Below are 16060 nucleotides of genomic sequence, written 5' to 3'. Positions count from 1 at the left end.
TCGCTCGCAATGACGATCGATCTTACGCCTCGTTCGCCAGCAACCAGTCCTGGCGCACCGCGTCGATCACGCGCAATTGCTTGCCGTCGTCGACGTGCCAGAAGGTCCAGCCGTTGCAGCTCGGTGCGCCCTGCACCCCCGCGCCGACCTTGTGGATCGATCCCGCCGGCTGGCCGTCGCACTCGAGGCTGCCGTCGACGCGCACCACCGCCTTCCAGCGGCGTTTGCTGTCGGTCAGCACCGATCCCGGCGCGATCATCCCGCATTCGACGAGCGTGCCGAACGCAACGCGCGTGGCCGCCTTGGGCGCCATCATCGTCTTCACGGTGCTTTCGTCGAGCGGCAGCGCCATCTCGATACGCTCCAGCGCGGCCTCGATATAGTCATCCTCGCGCTCGATCCCGATGAAATGGCGACCGAGGCGCTTGGCGACCGCGCCCGTCGTCCCGGTGCCGAAAAAGGGATCGAGCACCACGTCGCCGGGGTTCGAGCAGGCGAGCAGGATGCGGTAGAGCAAGGCCTCGGGCTTCTGCGTCGGGTGGACCTTGGTGCCGCCCTTCTTGAGCCGTTCCTGCCCGCCGCAGATCGGGATCAGCCAGTCCGACCGCATCTGCAGCTCGTCGTTGAGCGTCTTCATCGCACGATAGTTGAAGGTATAGCGCGACTTCTCGCCCATCGACGCCCAGATCAGCGTCTCGTGCGCGTTGGTGAAGCGCGTGCCCTTGAAATTGGGCATCGGGTTCGCCTTGCGCCAGACGATATCGTTGAGGATCCAGTAGCCATTGTCCTGGAGCGCGGTGCCGACGCGGAAGATATTGTGATAGCTGCCGATCACCCAGATGCTGCCATTGGGCTTCAGGATGCGCCGGGCTTCCTTGAGCCAGGCGTGGGTGAAGCGATCATAGGTCGCGAGGCTGTCGAACTTGTCCCATTCGTCGTTGACCGCATCGACCTGGCTGCCGTCGGGGCGATGGAGGTCGCCGCCAAGCTGGAGGTTGTACGGCGGATCGGCGAAGATCATGTCGACCGACGCCGCGGGCAGGCTGCGCATCATTTCGACGCAATCGCCCTGCAGGATGCTGTCCAGCGGCAGCTCGACCGGCGCCGCTTTCGCCGCGCGCTGCTTCACCGCCGGGACCTTGACCCGCTCCATCACACCCATGTTGTCGCCCCTGTTCTCGTTCGAAAGAAGGCCCTGATGAGTCCGGCGGAGTCCGCCGTCAAGCTCGGGACTCTAGGGATTCCGCGTCACTGAAGGGTTAACGCGACGAGAACGAAAGGAGTCTGGCACACCATATGGAGTCTGCCGCGAATCGCGGACTCAACCACTGGTGGTGTGGCGAAGAGGACTCACCTGTAAAAAAAATTTCGCCGCCCGGCCCGAACGGGCCGCGATCGCGACTACCAGCGGTTCCAGACCTTCTCGGCAAAGCCGGGCAGGTCGCGAACCGCCATCGCGGTGCCGTCGTCGAGGACCACCCTGCCCGAAAACCAGCCGAACAGCTGATCCTGCTCGGTCTTGACCAGCCCCGCATCGACCTTGGCCCAGCGGTTGACCGCGGGCGCGAAGTCCAGCTCGAACCGCCCGTCATTGCTAGAAAAGCGCCAGTTTCCGGCGTCGGGCGCGCCATCGGGCATGTGGAACACCACCTGATCGAGTTTGTGCGCGCGTCCGTCGACGAAGAGCATGTTCTCGCTCGCCGCCGACGTGTCGCCGAACCCGTAGCCGATGTTGAAACCGAAGCGTCGACCGTCGACCAGCCCCGACGCCGATCCCCAGTACCAGACATTGTCGTACGTCCAGACCCCGCGCCCCCAGTCGAGCACGGCAAAGGTTTTTTCCGGCATGAAATCATAGGATTCATTGCCGATCTTCACACGCCCCCGCGCCGGCATGCAATTGATCTTCTGATTATAGTAGAAGGCGTGCGGATCATCGGCGAACGGCGTTGCGATCACCATCCGGTCCATTGCGGGCTGATCGAGCCAGATCTCGCCCGACAGGCCGCGCCCGTCGTCGAAACCCGGCGCGTGGACGGTCAGGCGCCGCCCGCCGGTTTCATGCCGGAACGCCAGTTCCATCCCGTCGTGCGCCTGCACGATGTCGCCGCTGTCGGCGCTCGTCGGCAGCGCCATCGTCCCCATCGGTTCGGGGATCAGCACGCCATGGTTGACGAAGCCCTTCCCGCGCAAATCCATCCACGACACGCCCAGAAAGCCGGCATAGGCGTTGTCCGCGACAGTGAGCGCCAGCCCGAAATCGGCATCGAGGATGCAATAATAATCCCATTCCTTGATCCGCACCGGCTCGGCGGCGATCGCCGCGCGGTCGTACCGGCGCACCTCGCGCGTCGCATAGCCCGGATCGATCAGCCGTCCCGCGCCGTCGTGCAGCGCCCCTTCGCCCATCACATGCTGGGTCATCGCTCCCCCTTTTCTGTCCGGCTATAGCCCCGGATCGACCCCGGTCAGTTCGATCGAACGTTCCCATAATTCGCGCGCCAGCTTCGAATCGCGCGCGGTCCGCGTCGCACGCGCCGGCCCCGACGGCCCCGATATCTCGCCCAGCCCCTGCGGCCCCAGATAGTCGCCGCCCTGGACATGCGGCCCTGCGGCCGCCTGCAAGGTCGGCCAGGCGCCCTGCGCGGCGCTGTTGAAGAAGGGCGCGGCGAGCGGCGTCATCGTGCGCAGCGGCAATGGCAGGTGCCGCGTCAGTTCGGTCAGCGCCACCCCGGGATGGCACCCGATCGCCTGCGTCGCACGCCCCGCGGCGCCCAGCCGCCGGTCGAGCTCGAACATGAACAGCAGGTTCGCGAGCTTGCTCATCTGGTAACGCTGCCAGTGATGGTAGCTGCGCGTCGCGGCGAGATCGCTGAAATCGATCGCGCCGCCCTTGTGCGCCAGGCTCGCGGTAACGACGATGCGGTCGTCGACATGACCGTGGAGCAGCCCGGTCAGCGCAAAGGTGCCGAGGTGGTTGACCCCGAATTGCAGCTCGAAACCCTGCTTGGTCAGCGTCCGCGGCGGAATCATCACGCCGGCATTGTTGATCAGCACGTCGATCCGCGGTCCGGCGCGGAGCGCATCCGCGGCGGCCTTTACCTGGTCGAGGTCGGCGAGATCGAGCGGCTGGAACGCCAGTTCGGCGCTTGGCACATCGGCGCGGATGCGGTCCATCGCGGCCCCGGCGCGATCGGCGTCGCGGCAGGCGAGGACGACCTGTGCCCCGCGCGCCGCCAGGATCCGGCTCGCCTCGAACCCGATCCCGGCATTGGCCCCGGTGACGAGAAAGCGCCGCCCGGCCTGTCCGGCGACGTCGCCGGCCCTGAACCCCTTGCGCATCGCCTCTCCCGCCCGTCAGATCAGCGTCAGTTGCGCGACCGGCGCGAAACTGGCGCGGTGGAGCGGCGTCGGTCCGTGCTTGCGCAGCGCCGCGAGATGCTGTGCCGTACCATAGCCCATGTTGCTTTCCCAGCCGAAGCCGGGAAACTCCAGCGCCGCCCCGGTCATGAAACGGTCGCGATGCTCCTTGGCGAGGATGCTCGCCGCCGAGATGCAGGGGTGCAGCGCGTCGCCGCCGACCACCGCCCGCGCGCGGTAGCGCCATTTGGGCAGGCGGTTGCCGTCGACCAGCACCTCCCCGGGCTCGAGGCCCAGCGCCTCGACCGCGCGCGTCATCGCGAGGAAGGTCGCCTGCAATATGTTGATGCGGTCGATTTCCTCGACGCTCGCCTCGCCGATGCCCCAGCGGCAGCGTGCCTTGATCTCGATTTCGAGCGCGGCGCGGCGCTTGGCGGAGAGTTTCTTGCTGTCGTCGAGCCCGGCGATGCCGTCCTCGCAGAGCAGCACCGCCGCCGCGACCACCGGCCCGGCGAGCGGCCCGCGCCCCGCCTCGTCGACCCCGACGATCATCTGCCTGTCTCCGCCCATGCGGCCCCTTGTCCCCGCTCGCATCGAGCGAAGTCGAGATGCCCATCGGCATGGTGCAGCGGCGCGGCGTGTCTCGACTTCGCTCGACACGAACAGGCCATGGGGACAATCCGAAAAATCACAATCGCCACGGCGGATAGCGGCGATACTCGCCCGCCTGATACAGGCACAGCCGGTTGCCAGCCGGATCGGTCAGCCGCGCCTCGCGCCAGCCCCATTCCTCGTCCCGCGGCATCTGGTCGAACGACACGCCGCGCCGCGCCAGATAGGCGACCCACGCGTCGAGCGCGCCGCTCTCCAGATAGGTCGTCGCGCCGCCCGAATTGCCGTCGCTGACGCCTTCGTGGACATGGAACGACAGCGTCACGCCGTTCGCCGCCTCGAAGCGCGCATAGCCATTCGATGGGCTGTCGACGATCTGCGTCAGTCCCATCAGCTTGTAGAAGGCGGCCGACACGCCATAGTCGTTCGCCGTCAGGGTGATCTGGTTCAGCGCCGGCCCGGTGAAGAGCCCGTCGTTGCGAACCGCCTGCTGCCCCATCGGGCCATGGCCGGCACCGAGCCCGGGCGCATCGAGCAGCGCCAGCCGCACGAAGTCGCGCGCGCGCGCCACCGCGGGTTCGAGCGGCATGCCCTGCGCCAAACCGCAAGCGATCGCGCTCGCCAGCGTACAGCCGGTGCCATGGCTGTGCCGCGTGTCGATACGCGGTGCTTCCCATCGCGCGACCTCGCCCTCGCCGGTTTCGAGCAGCCGGTCGATTACCGTATCGCCCTCGGCGTGCCCGCCCTTCACGAGCAGCGAACAGCCGTGCGCGAGCACCGCTTCCTCGCCGCCCAGCGCTTCGAGTTCGGGCAAATTGGGCGTCGCGACCATCGCGCGCGCCATCAGCGCACGGAACGCATCGATCGTCGCAGGGTCGGCGAGCACCGACCCGCTCGTCGTCACCATCACCGGGTCGAACACCACCGCCGCGGCGGCAAGGTCGGGCTGCGCCAGCCGCGCCGCGACCGCCGCCGCGGTCTCGGCGCTGCCGATCATGCCGATCTTGACCGCATCGACGCCGATGTCCTGGGCGACGCTGTCGATCTGCTGCAGCACCATCGCGGTCGGCACGGCGTGCACGCCCTGCACGCCCGTCGTGTTCTGCGCGGTGATCGCCGTGATCGCGGTCATCGCATGACCGCCGAGCATCGTGACCGCCTTGATGTCAGCCTGAATTCCTGCACCGCCGCCGCTGTCGGAGCCGGCGATGATCAGGACGCGCGCGGTCATGAGCCACCATCCGCTTCATCGTCACCCCGGACTTGATCCGGGGTCCATGACGCCAGCGCGGCTATGGATGCCGGATCAAGTCCGGCATGACCAAGGAAGGGAATGATCACCCTTTGAACTTCCGCTCCGTCGAAGCCGGGAATTTGTGCAGCGCCGCGCCCTCGCGCAGCGGGCGGTCGAGCAGGTCGCCGCCGCAATTGGGGCAACGCTCGTCGAGCTTGTCGGCGCAGTCGGCGCAGAAGGTGCATTCGAACGAACAGATGAAGGCGCCGTGGATGTCCGCGGGCAGGTTACGGCCGCACCGTTCGCAATCGGGTCGCATTTCGAGCATGGTATTTTCCTTGAGTAAAGCCGTTCGCCCTGAGCTTGTCGAAGGGCCGTTCTTCCTTCCCTTCTAGAGAAGAGAGCGGCCCTTCGACAAGCTCGGCACAAACGGAAGAGAGAAAGTTTCAGGCGGTCGCCGCGCGCACCGCGTCGCAGATCATGTCGACGACGCGTTCGACCTGCGCCGCGTCGTCGCCTTCGGCCATGACGCGGATCAGCGGCTCGGTCCCCGAGGCACGGATGACGAGCCGCCCGCGGCCCGCGAGTTCGGCTTCCCCCTCGGCGATCGCCGCCTTGACCGCGGCATCGTCGAGCGGCGCGCCGCCGGCGAAGCGCACATTCTTCAAAAGCTGCGGCACGGCATCGAACTGGTGGAGCAGCTCGCTCGCGGGCTTGCCCGTCCCAACCAGCTCGGCGAGCAGCTGCAACGCGGCGAGCGTACCGTCGCCCGTCGTCGCATGATCGGACAGGATCATATGCCCCGACTGTTCGCCGCCGACGTTGAACCCGCCGCTCCTCATGCGTTCGAGCACATAGCGATCGCCGACCTTGGTGCGCTCCAGCGTCAGCCCCTGCCCTTCGAGGAAGCGCTCAAGCCCAAGGTTCGACATCACCGTCGCGACCACCCCGCCGCCCTTCAGCTTGCCCTGCCGCGCCCAGCTCGCGCCGATCAGTGCCATGATCTGGTCGCCGTCGACGATCGTTCCCGCCTCGTCGACCACGATCAGGCGATCGGCGTCGCCGTCCAGTGCGATGCCGATGTCGGCGCCGCTCGCGACCACCGTTTCCTGGAGCAGCCCCGGCGCGGTCGATCCGCATTTGTCGTTGATGTTGAGCCCGTTGGGGGTCACGCCCACCGCGACCACATCGGCGCCCAACTCCCAGAACACCGTCGGCGCGCTGTTGTACGCGGCACCATTGGCGCAATCGAGCACAATCTTCAGCCCGTCGAGCCGCACCGATTCGGGCAGGCTCTGCTTGACCGCGTGGATATAGCGCCCGCGCGCGTCGTCGATGCGCTTGGCGCGACCGATCTGCGCGGACTCGGCGAGCTTGGGCTCGGTCGCGAGCAGCCGCTCGATCTGCGCCTCGTCGGCGTCGGACAGCTTGTAGCCGTCGGGGCCGAACAGCTTGATCCCGTTGTCGTGGAAAGGGTTGTGGCTCGCCGAAATCATCACCCCCAGGTCGGCGCGCATCGACCGCGTCAGCATCGCGATCGCGGGGGTCGGCATCGGCCCCACCTGCACCACGTCCATGCCGACGCTGGTGAAACCCGCGACGAGCGCATTTTCGAGCATATAGCCCGAAAGCCGCGTGTCCTTGCCGATCACCACGCGATGCTTGTGCGTTCCGCGCAGGAAGTGCGCGCCCGCTGCCATCCCGACCCGCATCGCGACCTCGGCGGTCATCGGGACCCGGTTCGTCAGCCCGCGGATGCCGTCGGTTCCGAAAAACTTGCGCATGCCACCTCTGCTACCTAAGCCGGATCAAGAGCCTACCCCGGCGTTCCTGGGATGGCCCTAGGTTACGCTCTTTTGCTTGGCAAGCTGGCCGGGGGAATTGAACTTGAAATCGGCATGGATCATCCTTTCGGCGCTCGTCGCCGGCATGCTGCTCGGTATTGCGGTCGAAACGGTGTCGCCCGATGCAAGCACCGCGTCGCTGCCCTTTGTCGAGCCGATCGGGCTGCTCTGGCTCAACGCGCTCAAGATGACGATCGTGCCGCTGATCGTCGCGCTGCTGATCACCGGCATCACCGCGACCGCCGACGCGGCGCGCGCCGGCGCGCTCGCCGGGCGCGCCGTGATGATCTTCCTCGGCGCGATCACGCTGTCGGGGACAATGTCGCTCCTGATGACGCCGTTGCTGCTCCACCTGTTCCCTCTTTCGGCCAGTGCTGCCGACGCGCTGCGCCACGGTCTCGGCGGGACCGCCGAAACCGGCGCCTCGCCCAGCTTCGGCGACTTCCTGCTCTCGCTGATCCCGACCAATCCGATCGCCGCCGCCGCCGACACCGCGATCCTGCCGCTGATCGTCTTCACCACGATCTTCGCCTTCGCGATCACGCGCGTCGCCCCCGAACAGCGCGCCCTGCTTTCGGGATTGTTCAAGGCGCTCGGCGACGCGATGCTGATCGTGATCGGCTGGGTGCTCGCGCTCGCCCCGATCGGCGTTTTCGCGCTGGGCTATGCGCTCGCCGTCAAGGCCGGGGTCGCCGCTTTCGGCGGGCTGGTCCATTATGTGCTGATCCTGATGAGCATCGGCGTCTGCGCCGTCATCCTCGGGATCATACTCGCCTGGCTCGTCGTCGGCATCGCACCCCCGCGCTTCCTGCGCGCGATGGTGCCGACACTCGCGGTCGCCATCTCGACGCAAAGCTCGCTCGCCAGCCTGCCCGCGATGCTCAAATCGTCGGAGGCGCTCGGTGTCGATCCGAAAAAGGCCGACATTGTGCTCCCGCTCGCGGTGGCGCTGTTCCGCTTCACCAGCCCGGCGATGAACCTCGCGGTCGTCGTCTATGTCGCCTGGCTGTTCGGGATCACGCTGACCCCGTGGGAAATGGCGGTCGGCCTGCTCGTCGCCATCGCCGCCGCGCTCTCGTCGGTCAGCCTGCCCGGCTCGATCAGCTTCGTGACGTCGATCGCCCCGATCGCGGTGTCGATGGGGGTCCCCGTCGCGCCGCTCGCGCTGCTCGTCGCGGTCGAAACCTTCCCCGACATCTTTCGCACTCTCGGCAATGTCATCGGCGACGTCGCCGCGACCAAATATGCCGCCGACGGCATCAAGGACGATCCCGCAGGAGAAACGCCATGAAATATCGCAAGCTCGGCCACGGCCTCACCGTGTCGGCGATCGGCATCGGCTGCATGCCGATGATCAAGGGGGGCAACATCCTCTATGGCGAGGCCGCCGATCTCGACGAGTCCACCGCGACGATCCACCGCGCCATCGATCTCGGCGTCACCTTCTTCGACACCGCACAGATCTATGGCCCGTTCAGCAACGAAGAACTGCTCGGGCAAGCGATCCGCGGCAAGCGCGACGGCCTCGTCATCGCGACCAAATTCGGCTTCCGTTTCGAGGGCAACCAGATCGTCGGCGTCGACGGCTCGCCCGCCAATGCGCGCGCGGCGTGCGAAGGTTCGCTCCAGCGGCTCGGCATCGACACGATCGACCTCTTCTACCAGCACCGCGTCGATCCCTCGATCCCGATCGAGGAAGTCGTGGGCGGGATGATGGAGCTGGTGCACGAGGGCAAGGTCCGCCACATCGCGCTCTCCGAAGCCGGACCCGATACGCTGCGCCGCGCCGCAAAGGCCGCGCCGATCGCCGCGTTGCAGAGCGAATATTCGATCTGGGAGCGCGACGTGGAAGAGGAAATCCTCGGCGTCTGCCGCGAACATGGCATCAGTTTCGTCCCCTACTCGCCGCTCGGGCGCGGTTTTCTCGCGGGCGCGGTGCGCAGCCGCGACGAATTGCCCGCGAACGACTGGCGGCGGAACGACCCGCGATATTCAGACGAGAACCTCCCCGCCAACCTCAAGGTCGTCGATGCGATCGGCGCGGTCGCCGACCGGCACGGTGCGTCGAAAGCGCAGGTCGCGCTGGCATGGCTGCTCGCGCAGGGCGACGACATCGTTCCGATCCCCGGCACCAAGCGCCGCGCGACGATGGAAGACAGCGTCGCCGCGGCCGAACTGACGCTCACCGCCGACGACCTCGCCGCGATCGACTCCGCTGCCCCGCGCGGCGGCACCAGCGGCCCGCGATACGGCGAACAGGGCATGCGGATGGTGCGGCTTTGACGCTACGCACGACCGTGCTTCGCAGCGAGCAGATCGGTCACTGACGACCGTTGGTCGCCGCTAGAGATGTGCACCCCGGCGAAAGCCGGGGCCCAGAATGCCGACACGAACCCGGCGTATTTCTGCAAAGGACCCCGGCTTTCGCCGGGGCGCACGGAGGGCTGGATTTAGTCATTTTTCGTCATCCCGGCGAAGGCCGGGATCCCGCCCTGCAAGCCATGACGCACCGGCGAGATCCCGGCCTTCGCCGGGATGACGACGGAAAATGGACACGGTCCGCTTCCCACCCCAGGATCACCGATCATCTGCTCCCCTCCGGTCCCTTCGCCTCCATCCGCGCGCACAGTTCATCGACCTTGGCCGCCAGCTCGTTGATCTGCATCTGGTCGATCTTCTCGTGCAGCCGCATGATCTCCAGCTCGGCGCGCAAATTGATCTCGTAATCGACGCTCGCGGTCAGCCGGTCCTTCGCCGCCTGCCGGTTCTGGCTCATCATGATGATCGGCGCCTGGATCGCGGCGAGGGTCGAGAGCATCAGGTTCAGGAAAATGAACGGATAGGGATCGAATGCCAGCCCGACGCGCTCGAGCACCGCCGAATTGAGCAGCATCCACGCCAGCAGCACGACGGTGAAGGCGATGATGAAGGCCCATGACCCGCCGACCGCCGCGACACGATCGGCGAGCCGGTCGCCGCGGCCCGTCTGTGCATCGACGATTTCGGCGGCGTCGCGGCTCGTCGGCGCGCGGTCCGAAATTGCGCGCACGACGCGTCGCTCCTCGATGTCGAGCTCGTCGAAGGCGCGCCCGAGCAGTCTCAGCGACAGGTCGGAGAGGTGCGCTTCGCCGTTCACCGGCTCAGCCGACCCAGCGCCAGATGCCCGCGACCATATAGCCGAGCGCGCCGTGCGCCCAGGTCACGGCCAGCCACAGCAGCAGGCCGCCGACCAGCGCATGCGCGCGCGGAATGGTGTCGCCCCAGGCCCCGCGTCCGCTCAGCTGCCGCGCAAAGGGGACAAAGCTCGTCCGCGCCGACCAGTGGCGCCAGGCATCGCCCATCAGCTTCGCCTTCTTGACGTCCTGCCCCGCCGATCCGGCGAGCGCGAGGAAGGCGATGATCCCCGACAAGGCGAACTGCCCCGGCGTCGGCACCACGAGCGCGTGCGCCAGCGCCCACAGTGCGAAGCCCCACATCATCGGGTGGCGCGTGATCGCAAACACCCCGCGCGGTGCGGCCTGTGCGGCAAAGGCGGCGCCCGGCGCGGGCAGCGCCGGATTGCCGATCAGCGACCCCATGAACAATATGCTCGCGAACAGCACGATCAGGCTCGCGACGATCCACAATCCGTCGCCGACCGCCCACAGCGGCGGCTCCGCGGGCATGCCGCGCCACGCCTGGACCATCATCGCAAAGGTCGCGATCGCGACCACCGAATAGACGATCTGGAAGGGCCGCTCGCCCATCCGGTCGGCGAGCGGCGCGCGCAGCAGGTGCGACAGCGCGAAATGCGTGCCGACGAACAAGGCCCCGGTCACGATCAAAAGCGACATCGGCTGCATGGAGCTCTCTCCTTCTCCTCCCCGGTCCGCCGCTTGGTTCAGGTGCGGGCTCTACCTGTCATAGGCCTTGGGCAGCGCCCCTTCCTGCGGCGTTGCATAGCGGTCGCGCAGCCGGTCCTGCCGCGTCGTCAGCGACTGGCGCTTGCCGTCGATCCAGATCGCGGTCGGGCGGCTGCCCAGTTCGAGCGGGTCATTGTCCCAGATCACGACGTCGCCGACGCGCCCGGCGCGCAACGATCCGATGCTCGCATCCATGCCGACCGCGCGGGCCGGCGCGCTGCTGATCGACGCAAACGCCTGATCCCAGCTCAGCCCGCTGGCGCCCGGCAATTTGGTCAGTGCGACCAGATTGCCGGCATATTGCGTGACATAGCCCATCTTGTGCGCATCGTCGTCGTCGAACACCCCGACCGACACCGGTACCCCGGCCGCGGCGAGCCGTCCGGCATTCGACTGCGTCGCGCCGAGCTGTTCGAAGCTCGACGGCAGATCGGTCAGCGGCGACACCAGCACGGGCACGCGCGCCGCGGCGATGTCCTGCGCGACCATCCAGCCCTCGGTCGCGCCGACGAGCACCAGCTTCAGTGCCGGAAACTCCTGCCGCAGCTTGATGACGTTGAGGATGTCGGCGGCGCGGTCGACGCGCACGAACAGCGGCGTCGTGCCGTCGATCACGCGCACCAGCGCCTCGGCATCGGCGCGCTGGATCAGCGCGTCGCTGCCCCATTCGGCAAGCGTCGCGGGGTTGCGGGCATAGCTGCGCGCGGCGAGCAATTGTTCGCGGAACAGCAGGAAGGTCGCCGCACGGCTGCCCCCCGCCTTCGCCGATCCGTCCTCGCCGAAGGCGACGAACTGCAACGCGCGCGGGCGCGTCACCATGTCATGGTCGTCGGCCAGGTCGACCACTGCGCCCTGCCCGGCGAACAGGCTGCCGCTCGCCCCCGGCGCGACGATCGCGCGCGTGACGCCCGCGGCGCGGTTGACCGCGACGGGCGAGCCCATCGGGTTGAGCGCGGGCGCGATGTCGAGCCCCGCCGAAAAGCGCGAGCGCGTCGCCGAACGGTCGTTGGTGCCGTTCACGGCATCGACCTCGGTCAGCCCGACGCGGCTGAACGCCGCGACGATCCCCGGCGTGACCCAGCGGCCTTCAGCGTCGACGCGTTCGACCCCCGCGGGCACCGCGACCCCGGCGCCCGCCGCGACGACCTTGCCGCCGCGCACGACGACGGTGCCGCCTTCGATCGGCGCGCTGCCGTCGCCGATGACGAGCTTCGCGTTGGTGATCGCGACGTCCTGCGCCGCGGCAGGAACCGTGATCAGCGCGGCGGCGGAAAGGAGGAGCGCGCGCATCATTTCACATCCCCTTCACCCGGCTGGCCCAATTCGAAATCGCTCACCGGCCGCCGCTTGGGGTCCATCGCGTCGTACAGCATCGCGCCGTCGATCCACACTTTCTCGGGCCGCGAATAGGCGCTGAACGGATTGCCGTTCCACAGCACCACGTCGGCCATCTTGCCGGGCTTCAGGCTGCCCGTCTTGTCGCCGATGCCCAGCGCCTTCGCCGGGTTGAGCGACAGCCAGGTCCACGCCTGTTCGTCGCTGACCTCGATGCCGATGCGGCGCCCCGCAGCGCGCGCCTTCGCGGCCTCCTGGTTCAGCCGCTGGATCTGGTTGGCGTCGTCCGAATGGACGATCGTGCACGCGCCGGCCTTGTAGACGAGCGGGATATTCTCGTTCACGCTGTCATAGGCTTCCATCTTGAAGCCCCACCAGTCGGCCCACATCGCCGAGCAGATATTCTCCTTCGCGAGGATATCGGCGATCTTGTAAGCTTCGACCGCATGGTGAAAGGTCGAGACCTTGTAGCCGAATTCCTTCGACATATCGACCACCAGCGCCATCTCGTCGGCGCGGTAGCAATGGTTGTGGACAAGGATTTCGCCCGCCAGAACCCCCGCGAGCGTCTCCATCGCGAGGTCGCGGTCGACCGCCTTGCCGTCGTCCATCTTCTTCTTGTACGCCGCCGCCTTCGCCCAGGTCTGGCGGTTGACCGCAAAATTGCCCATGCGGGTCGAGGGCGCGCGGCCCTTGCCGCCATAGACGCGCTTCGGATTCTCGCCGCACGCCATTTTCAGCCCATAGGGCGCGCCGGGGAATTTCATCCCCTGCACCGTGCGCGACGGGACATTCTTGAGCGTGATCGAGCGTCCGCCCATCAGGTTGGCGCTGCCCGGCAGGATCTGGAGCGACGTCACGCCGCCGTTCGCGAGCGCGCGGCTGAACCCGGGGTCCTGCGGCCAGACGCTGTGCTCGGACCAGACCTCCGGGGTGGTCGGCGCGGTCGCTTCATTGCCGTCCGAATGCGCATCGACGCTCGGGCTGGGATAGTCGCCCAGATGGCTGTGAATATCGATGATCCCGGGGGTGACGAACTTGCCCGCGCCGTCGATCACGTCATAGCCCGCGGGGATCGCGAGGTCGGCGCCGCCAACCCCCTCGACCTTGCCATCCGCAAACAGCACCGTGCCATTGTCGATCCGTCCGCCCTCGCCGTCGAAGACGGTGACCCCGCGCACCGCGGTCGGCCGCCCCGCATAGGGCTTGTACGTCGACGGATAGGGGTTCTTGTCGAACTTGACCGGCTTTTCGGCCTTCTCGGCGGCGGGCGTATCGCTCGCCGACCGGACGTCACCACCGTTCGCCGAACAACCGGCAACCGCCAGCGATGCCGCGGCCAGCAGGCCGCCCTTCATGCTCCGGATCATCGCTTACGCTCCCTTGGCTTCGGGGTGGACGCCGGCAGCCTGCGGCTCGCCGATTTCCTTTTCACCCGCCAGCTCGTCGGCATCGCGCAGCGTGTCGAGGTGCATCAGCTTCTTGATCAGCGGCGACACAAGGATCACCAGCACGCCAAAGCCGACCGCCCACAGCCCGATCGTGCCATAGACGTCGAGCACCAGCGCCTTGCCCGCACCCTCGCCGCTCGCCCTTTCGGACCCCGTCGCCGCCGCGATCAGGCCCGCGGCGAAGTTGCCGGTGGCCGAGGCGAAGAACCAGGTGCCCATGATCAGCGACGCCATATGCGCCGGCGCCAGCCGGTTCATCGCGCTGAGCCCGACCGGCGACAGGCAGAGTTCGCCGGTGGTGTGGAACAGGTAGATCAGGAAGATGAAGAGCACCGGCGTCGCATTTTCCATGCCGACCGCGGCTGCACCCCATTTGAGGATGTAGAAACCGAGCCCGAGCTGGAGCATCGCGAGGCCGAACTTGACCGGGGTCGAGGGTTCCATCCCCCGGCGGCCGAGCCAGGTCCACAGTCCCGCGAACAGCGGTGCGAGCAGCACGATGTAGATGGCGTTGACCGACTGGAACACCGACGCCGGCACCCCGCCGCGATCGACATAACGGTCGGTGAACAGGTTGAGCGACGAGCCCGCCTGTTCGAACAGCGCCCAGAAGAGGATCGAACCAAGGATCAGGAACATCGCGGCAAAGATGCGGTCGCGGTCTTCGGCCGGCAGCTTGATCACCGCCGTCCCGATGACATAGGCGACGAGGATGGCTCCCGCGCCGCCGAGCAGCGTGCCGACGAGCGCCTGATTCTGCACCAGCCACCAGCACACGCCGACCGCGATCAGGCCGACGACATAGAGCAGCCATTCGAATTTGAGCCCGAACTTCTTCTCCTGGAGCAGCGCCGGATTCTCGGGTTCGCCGCGGCCGAGCAGCAAGGGCTTGAACAGGACGAAGACGATCAGGCCGGCGAGCATGCCGAAGCCCGCGGCGCCGAAGCCATAGGCCCAGCCGTATACTTCGCCGAGGTAGCCGCAGAGCAGCGAACCCAGCGCCGCGCCGAGGTTAATCCCCATGTAGAAGATGGTGTAGGCGCCGTCGCGGCGCACGTCGGTGCGCGGATAGAGCTGGCCGACGATCACCGAGATATTGGCCTTCAGGAAACCCGACCCGACGATGATGAAGGCAAGCGCAAGCCAGAAGATGTTGAGATCGGCGGCATTTTGCCCGCCGTCGCCTTCAAAGCCCATCAGGAAATGGCCGAAGGTCAGCAATATGGCGCCATAGAGCACTGCCTTGCGCTGCCCCAGCCAGCGATCCGCCAGATAGCCGCCGAGCACCGGGGTGATATAGACGAGCGCGGTATAGGCGCCATAGATGACGCCCGCTTCGCCGTCGGAGAACAGCCAGTGCTTGGTGAGGTAGAAGATCAGGAGCGCGCGCATCCCGTAATAGGAAAAGCGCTCCCACATCTCGGCGAAAAACAGAACGAAAAGGCCCTTGGGATGGCCGAGGAACGTCCCCGCGGCGTCCCCGTGCTGGGCATAGGCTTTGGTCATGGCGACCCTTCCCTGGATATGATGTTGGTCCCGAAAACGGGACAGATGGGCGCAACCTAGCGCGAAAATTGCGTATTGGAAGAATCTAATTGCGCGTGAAACCGGTTCGGCCGGGGCGGAGAAATTTGCGAATCATTCGCAACACTTGCGCAAAAGCGCGCGCCGCGCCACATGGGCGGCATGTTCAACGACACCTCCTCGCTGCTCGCCCACCTCGCCACCCGCCGCTCGGGCAAGGCCCGCGACATGGTCGCGCCCGGCCCCGACGCCGCGACGCTGCGCGCCATCATCGCGCTCGCGCTGCGCACCCCCGATCATGGCAAGCTTGCCCCCTGGCGCATCGTCACCGTCGCCGCCGACCAGCGCGACGCCTTCGCGAGCCTGCTCAAGCGGGCATGGGTTGCCGAAAACCCCGGCGCGGCGGGCAAGGACCTGTCGGCGCTGGACCAGTTCGCGCATCAGGCGCCGACCCTGCTCGTCCTCCTCTCGACCCCCGTCCCCGGCGCCAAGATCCCGGTCTGGGAACAGCAGATGTCGGCGGGTGCGGTGGGCATGAACCTGCTCCACGCCGCGCACGCGCACGGCTTCGTCGGCAGCTGGCTCACCGGCTGGGCGGCGTACAGCCCCGAGGTTGCCGCCGCCTTCGGCGCGGGGGACGGCGACACGATCGTCGGCTATTTCTTCCTCGGCACCGCGGGCGCCGCACAGTCCGAACGCCCCCGCCCCGAATATGACGACGTCGTGCACGCTTGGGAAATTTAATTTCAAGAGACGCGCCACATTTCTAATATCGTGATTTGACTGTGCTGCTGTCTT

The 16060-nt window shown here is 67.1% G+C and carries 15 protein-coding genes; 3 read left to right on the top strand and 12 right to left on the bottom strand.

All coding sequences use genetic code 11. From position 1 onward, the window contains the following. Positions 1-22: 22 nt before the first annotated feature. The 7 genes from EAO27_RS06960 to glmM form a co-directional block, all read right to left on the bottom strand. Positions 23-1162: a site-specific DNA-methyltransferase gene (locus EAO27_RS06960; protein WP_278190134.1), complete on the bottom strand. Its 1140-nt coding sequence runs from the start codon at positions 1160-1162 to the stop codon at positions 23-25. Between the two features lie 239 nt (positions 1163-1401). Next, positions 1402-2424, bottom strand: a complete 1023-nt coding sequence (locus EAO27_RS06955; protein ID WP_242778724.1) for a DUF2804 domain-containing protein — start codon at positions 2422-2424, stop codon at positions 1402-1404. 21 nt (positions 2425-2445) lie between these two features. Further along, positions 2446-3342 (bottom strand): oxidoreductase, encoded by an 897-nt coding sequence (locus EAO27_RS06950; protein WP_242778721.1) that lies wholly within the window; start codon positions 3340-3342, stop codon positions 2446-2448. A 15-nt stretch (positions 3343-3357) separates the two neighbouring features. After that, positions 3358-3930, bottom strand: a complete 573-nt coding sequence (locus EAO27_RS06945; protein WP_242778719.1) for a ribonuclease HII — start codon at positions 3928-3930, stop codon at positions 3358-3360. 118 nt (positions 3931-4048) lie between these two features. Then, positions 4049-5203 (bottom strand): bifunctional hydroxymethylpyrimidine kinase/phosphomethylpyrimidine kinase, encoded by a 1155-nt coding sequence (gene thiD, locus EAO27_RS06940; protein WP_242778716.1) that lies wholly within the window; start codon positions 5201-5203, stop codon positions 4049-4051. A 106-nt stretch (positions 5204-5309) separates the two neighbouring features. Beyond that, positions 5310-5534: a DUF1272 domain-containing protein gene (locus EAO27_RS06935; protein ID WP_242778713.1), complete on the bottom strand. Its 225-nt coding sequence runs from the start codon at positions 5532-5534 to the stop codon at positions 5310-5312. Between the two features lie 118 nt (positions 5535-5652). After that, a complete protein-coding gene (gene glmM, locus EAO27_RS06930; RefSeq protein WP_242778711.1) occupies positions 5653-6990 on the bottom strand; it encodes a phosphoglucosamine mutase in 1338 nt (445 codons plus the stop codon). Between the two features lie 103 nt (positions 6991-7093). Between glmM and EAO27_RS06925 the strand changes: the two genes are divergently transcribed. Both EAO27_RS06925 and EAO27_RS06920 read left to right on the top strand, forming a co-directional pair. Then, a complete protein-coding gene (locus EAO27_RS06925) occupies positions 7094-8341 on the top strand; it encodes a cation:dicarboxylase symporter family transporter (RefSeq protein ID WP_242778708.1) in 1248 nt (415 codons plus the stop codon). Next, entirely contained in the window at positions 8338-9333 is a 996-nt protein-coding gene (locus tag EAO27_RS06920) for an aldo/keto reductase (protein ID WP_242778705.1), read from the top strand. Before EAO27_RS06925 ends, EAO27_RS06920 begins: the two co-directional genes overlap by 4 nt. Before the next feature lie 301 nt (positions 9334-9634). Here EAO27_RS06920 and EAO27_RS06915 read toward each other — a convergent pair whose 3' ends face one another. From EAO27_RS06915 to EAO27_RS06895, 5 genes are read right to left on the bottom strand one after another with little or no spacing between them, the layout of a single operon-like run. Then, the gene (locus tag EAO27_RS06915; RefSeq protein WP_242778702.1) at positions 9635-10186 is read right to left on the bottom strand and encodes a DUF1003 domain-containing protein; all 552 of its coding nucleotides are present in this window, start codon (positions 10184-10186) and stop codon (positions 9635-9637) included. 4 nt (positions 10187-10190) lie between these two features. Next, a complete protein-coding gene (locus tag EAO27_RS06910) occupies positions 10191-10892 on the bottom strand; it encodes an NnrU family protein (RefSeq protein WP_242778699.1) in 702 nt (233 codons plus the stop codon). A 51-nt stretch (positions 10893-10943) separates the two neighbouring features. After that, a complete protein-coding gene (locus EAO27_RS06905; protein ID WP_242778696.1) occupies positions 10944-12245 on the bottom strand; it encodes an amidohydrolase family protein in 1302 nt (433 codons plus the stop codon). Next, entirely contained in the window at positions 12242-13657 is a 1416-nt protein-coding gene (locus tag EAO27_RS06900) for an amidohydrolase (RefSeq protein ID WP_242778693.1), read from the bottom strand. Before EAO27_RS06900 ends, EAO27_RS06905 begins: the two co-directional genes overlap by 4 nt. Before the next feature lie 3 nt (positions 13658-13660). After that, positions 13661-15244, bottom strand: a complete 1584-nt coding sequence (locus tag EAO27_RS06895) for a peptide MFS transporter (protein ID WP_242778690.1) — start codon at positions 15242-15244, stop codon at positions 13661-13663. Positions 15245-15424: 180 nt separating this feature from the next. Between EAO27_RS06895 and EAO27_RS06890 the strand changes: the two genes are divergently transcribed. After that, positions 15425-16006, top strand: a complete 582-nt coding sequence (locus EAO27_RS06890; RefSeq protein WP_242780476.1) for a nitroreductase — start codon at positions 15425-15427, stop codon at positions 16004-16006. Positions 16007-16060 lie beyond the last annotated feature (54 nt).

This window comes from Sphingopyxis sp. YF1, assembly GCF_022701295.1.
GTDB lineage: Bacteria > Pseudomonadota > Alphaproteobacteria > Sphingomonadales > Sphingomonadaceae > Sphingopyxis.
The sequence above is the reverse complement of the archived record's forward strand: the minus strand, read 5'-3'. Positions and strand labels throughout refer to the sequence as shown.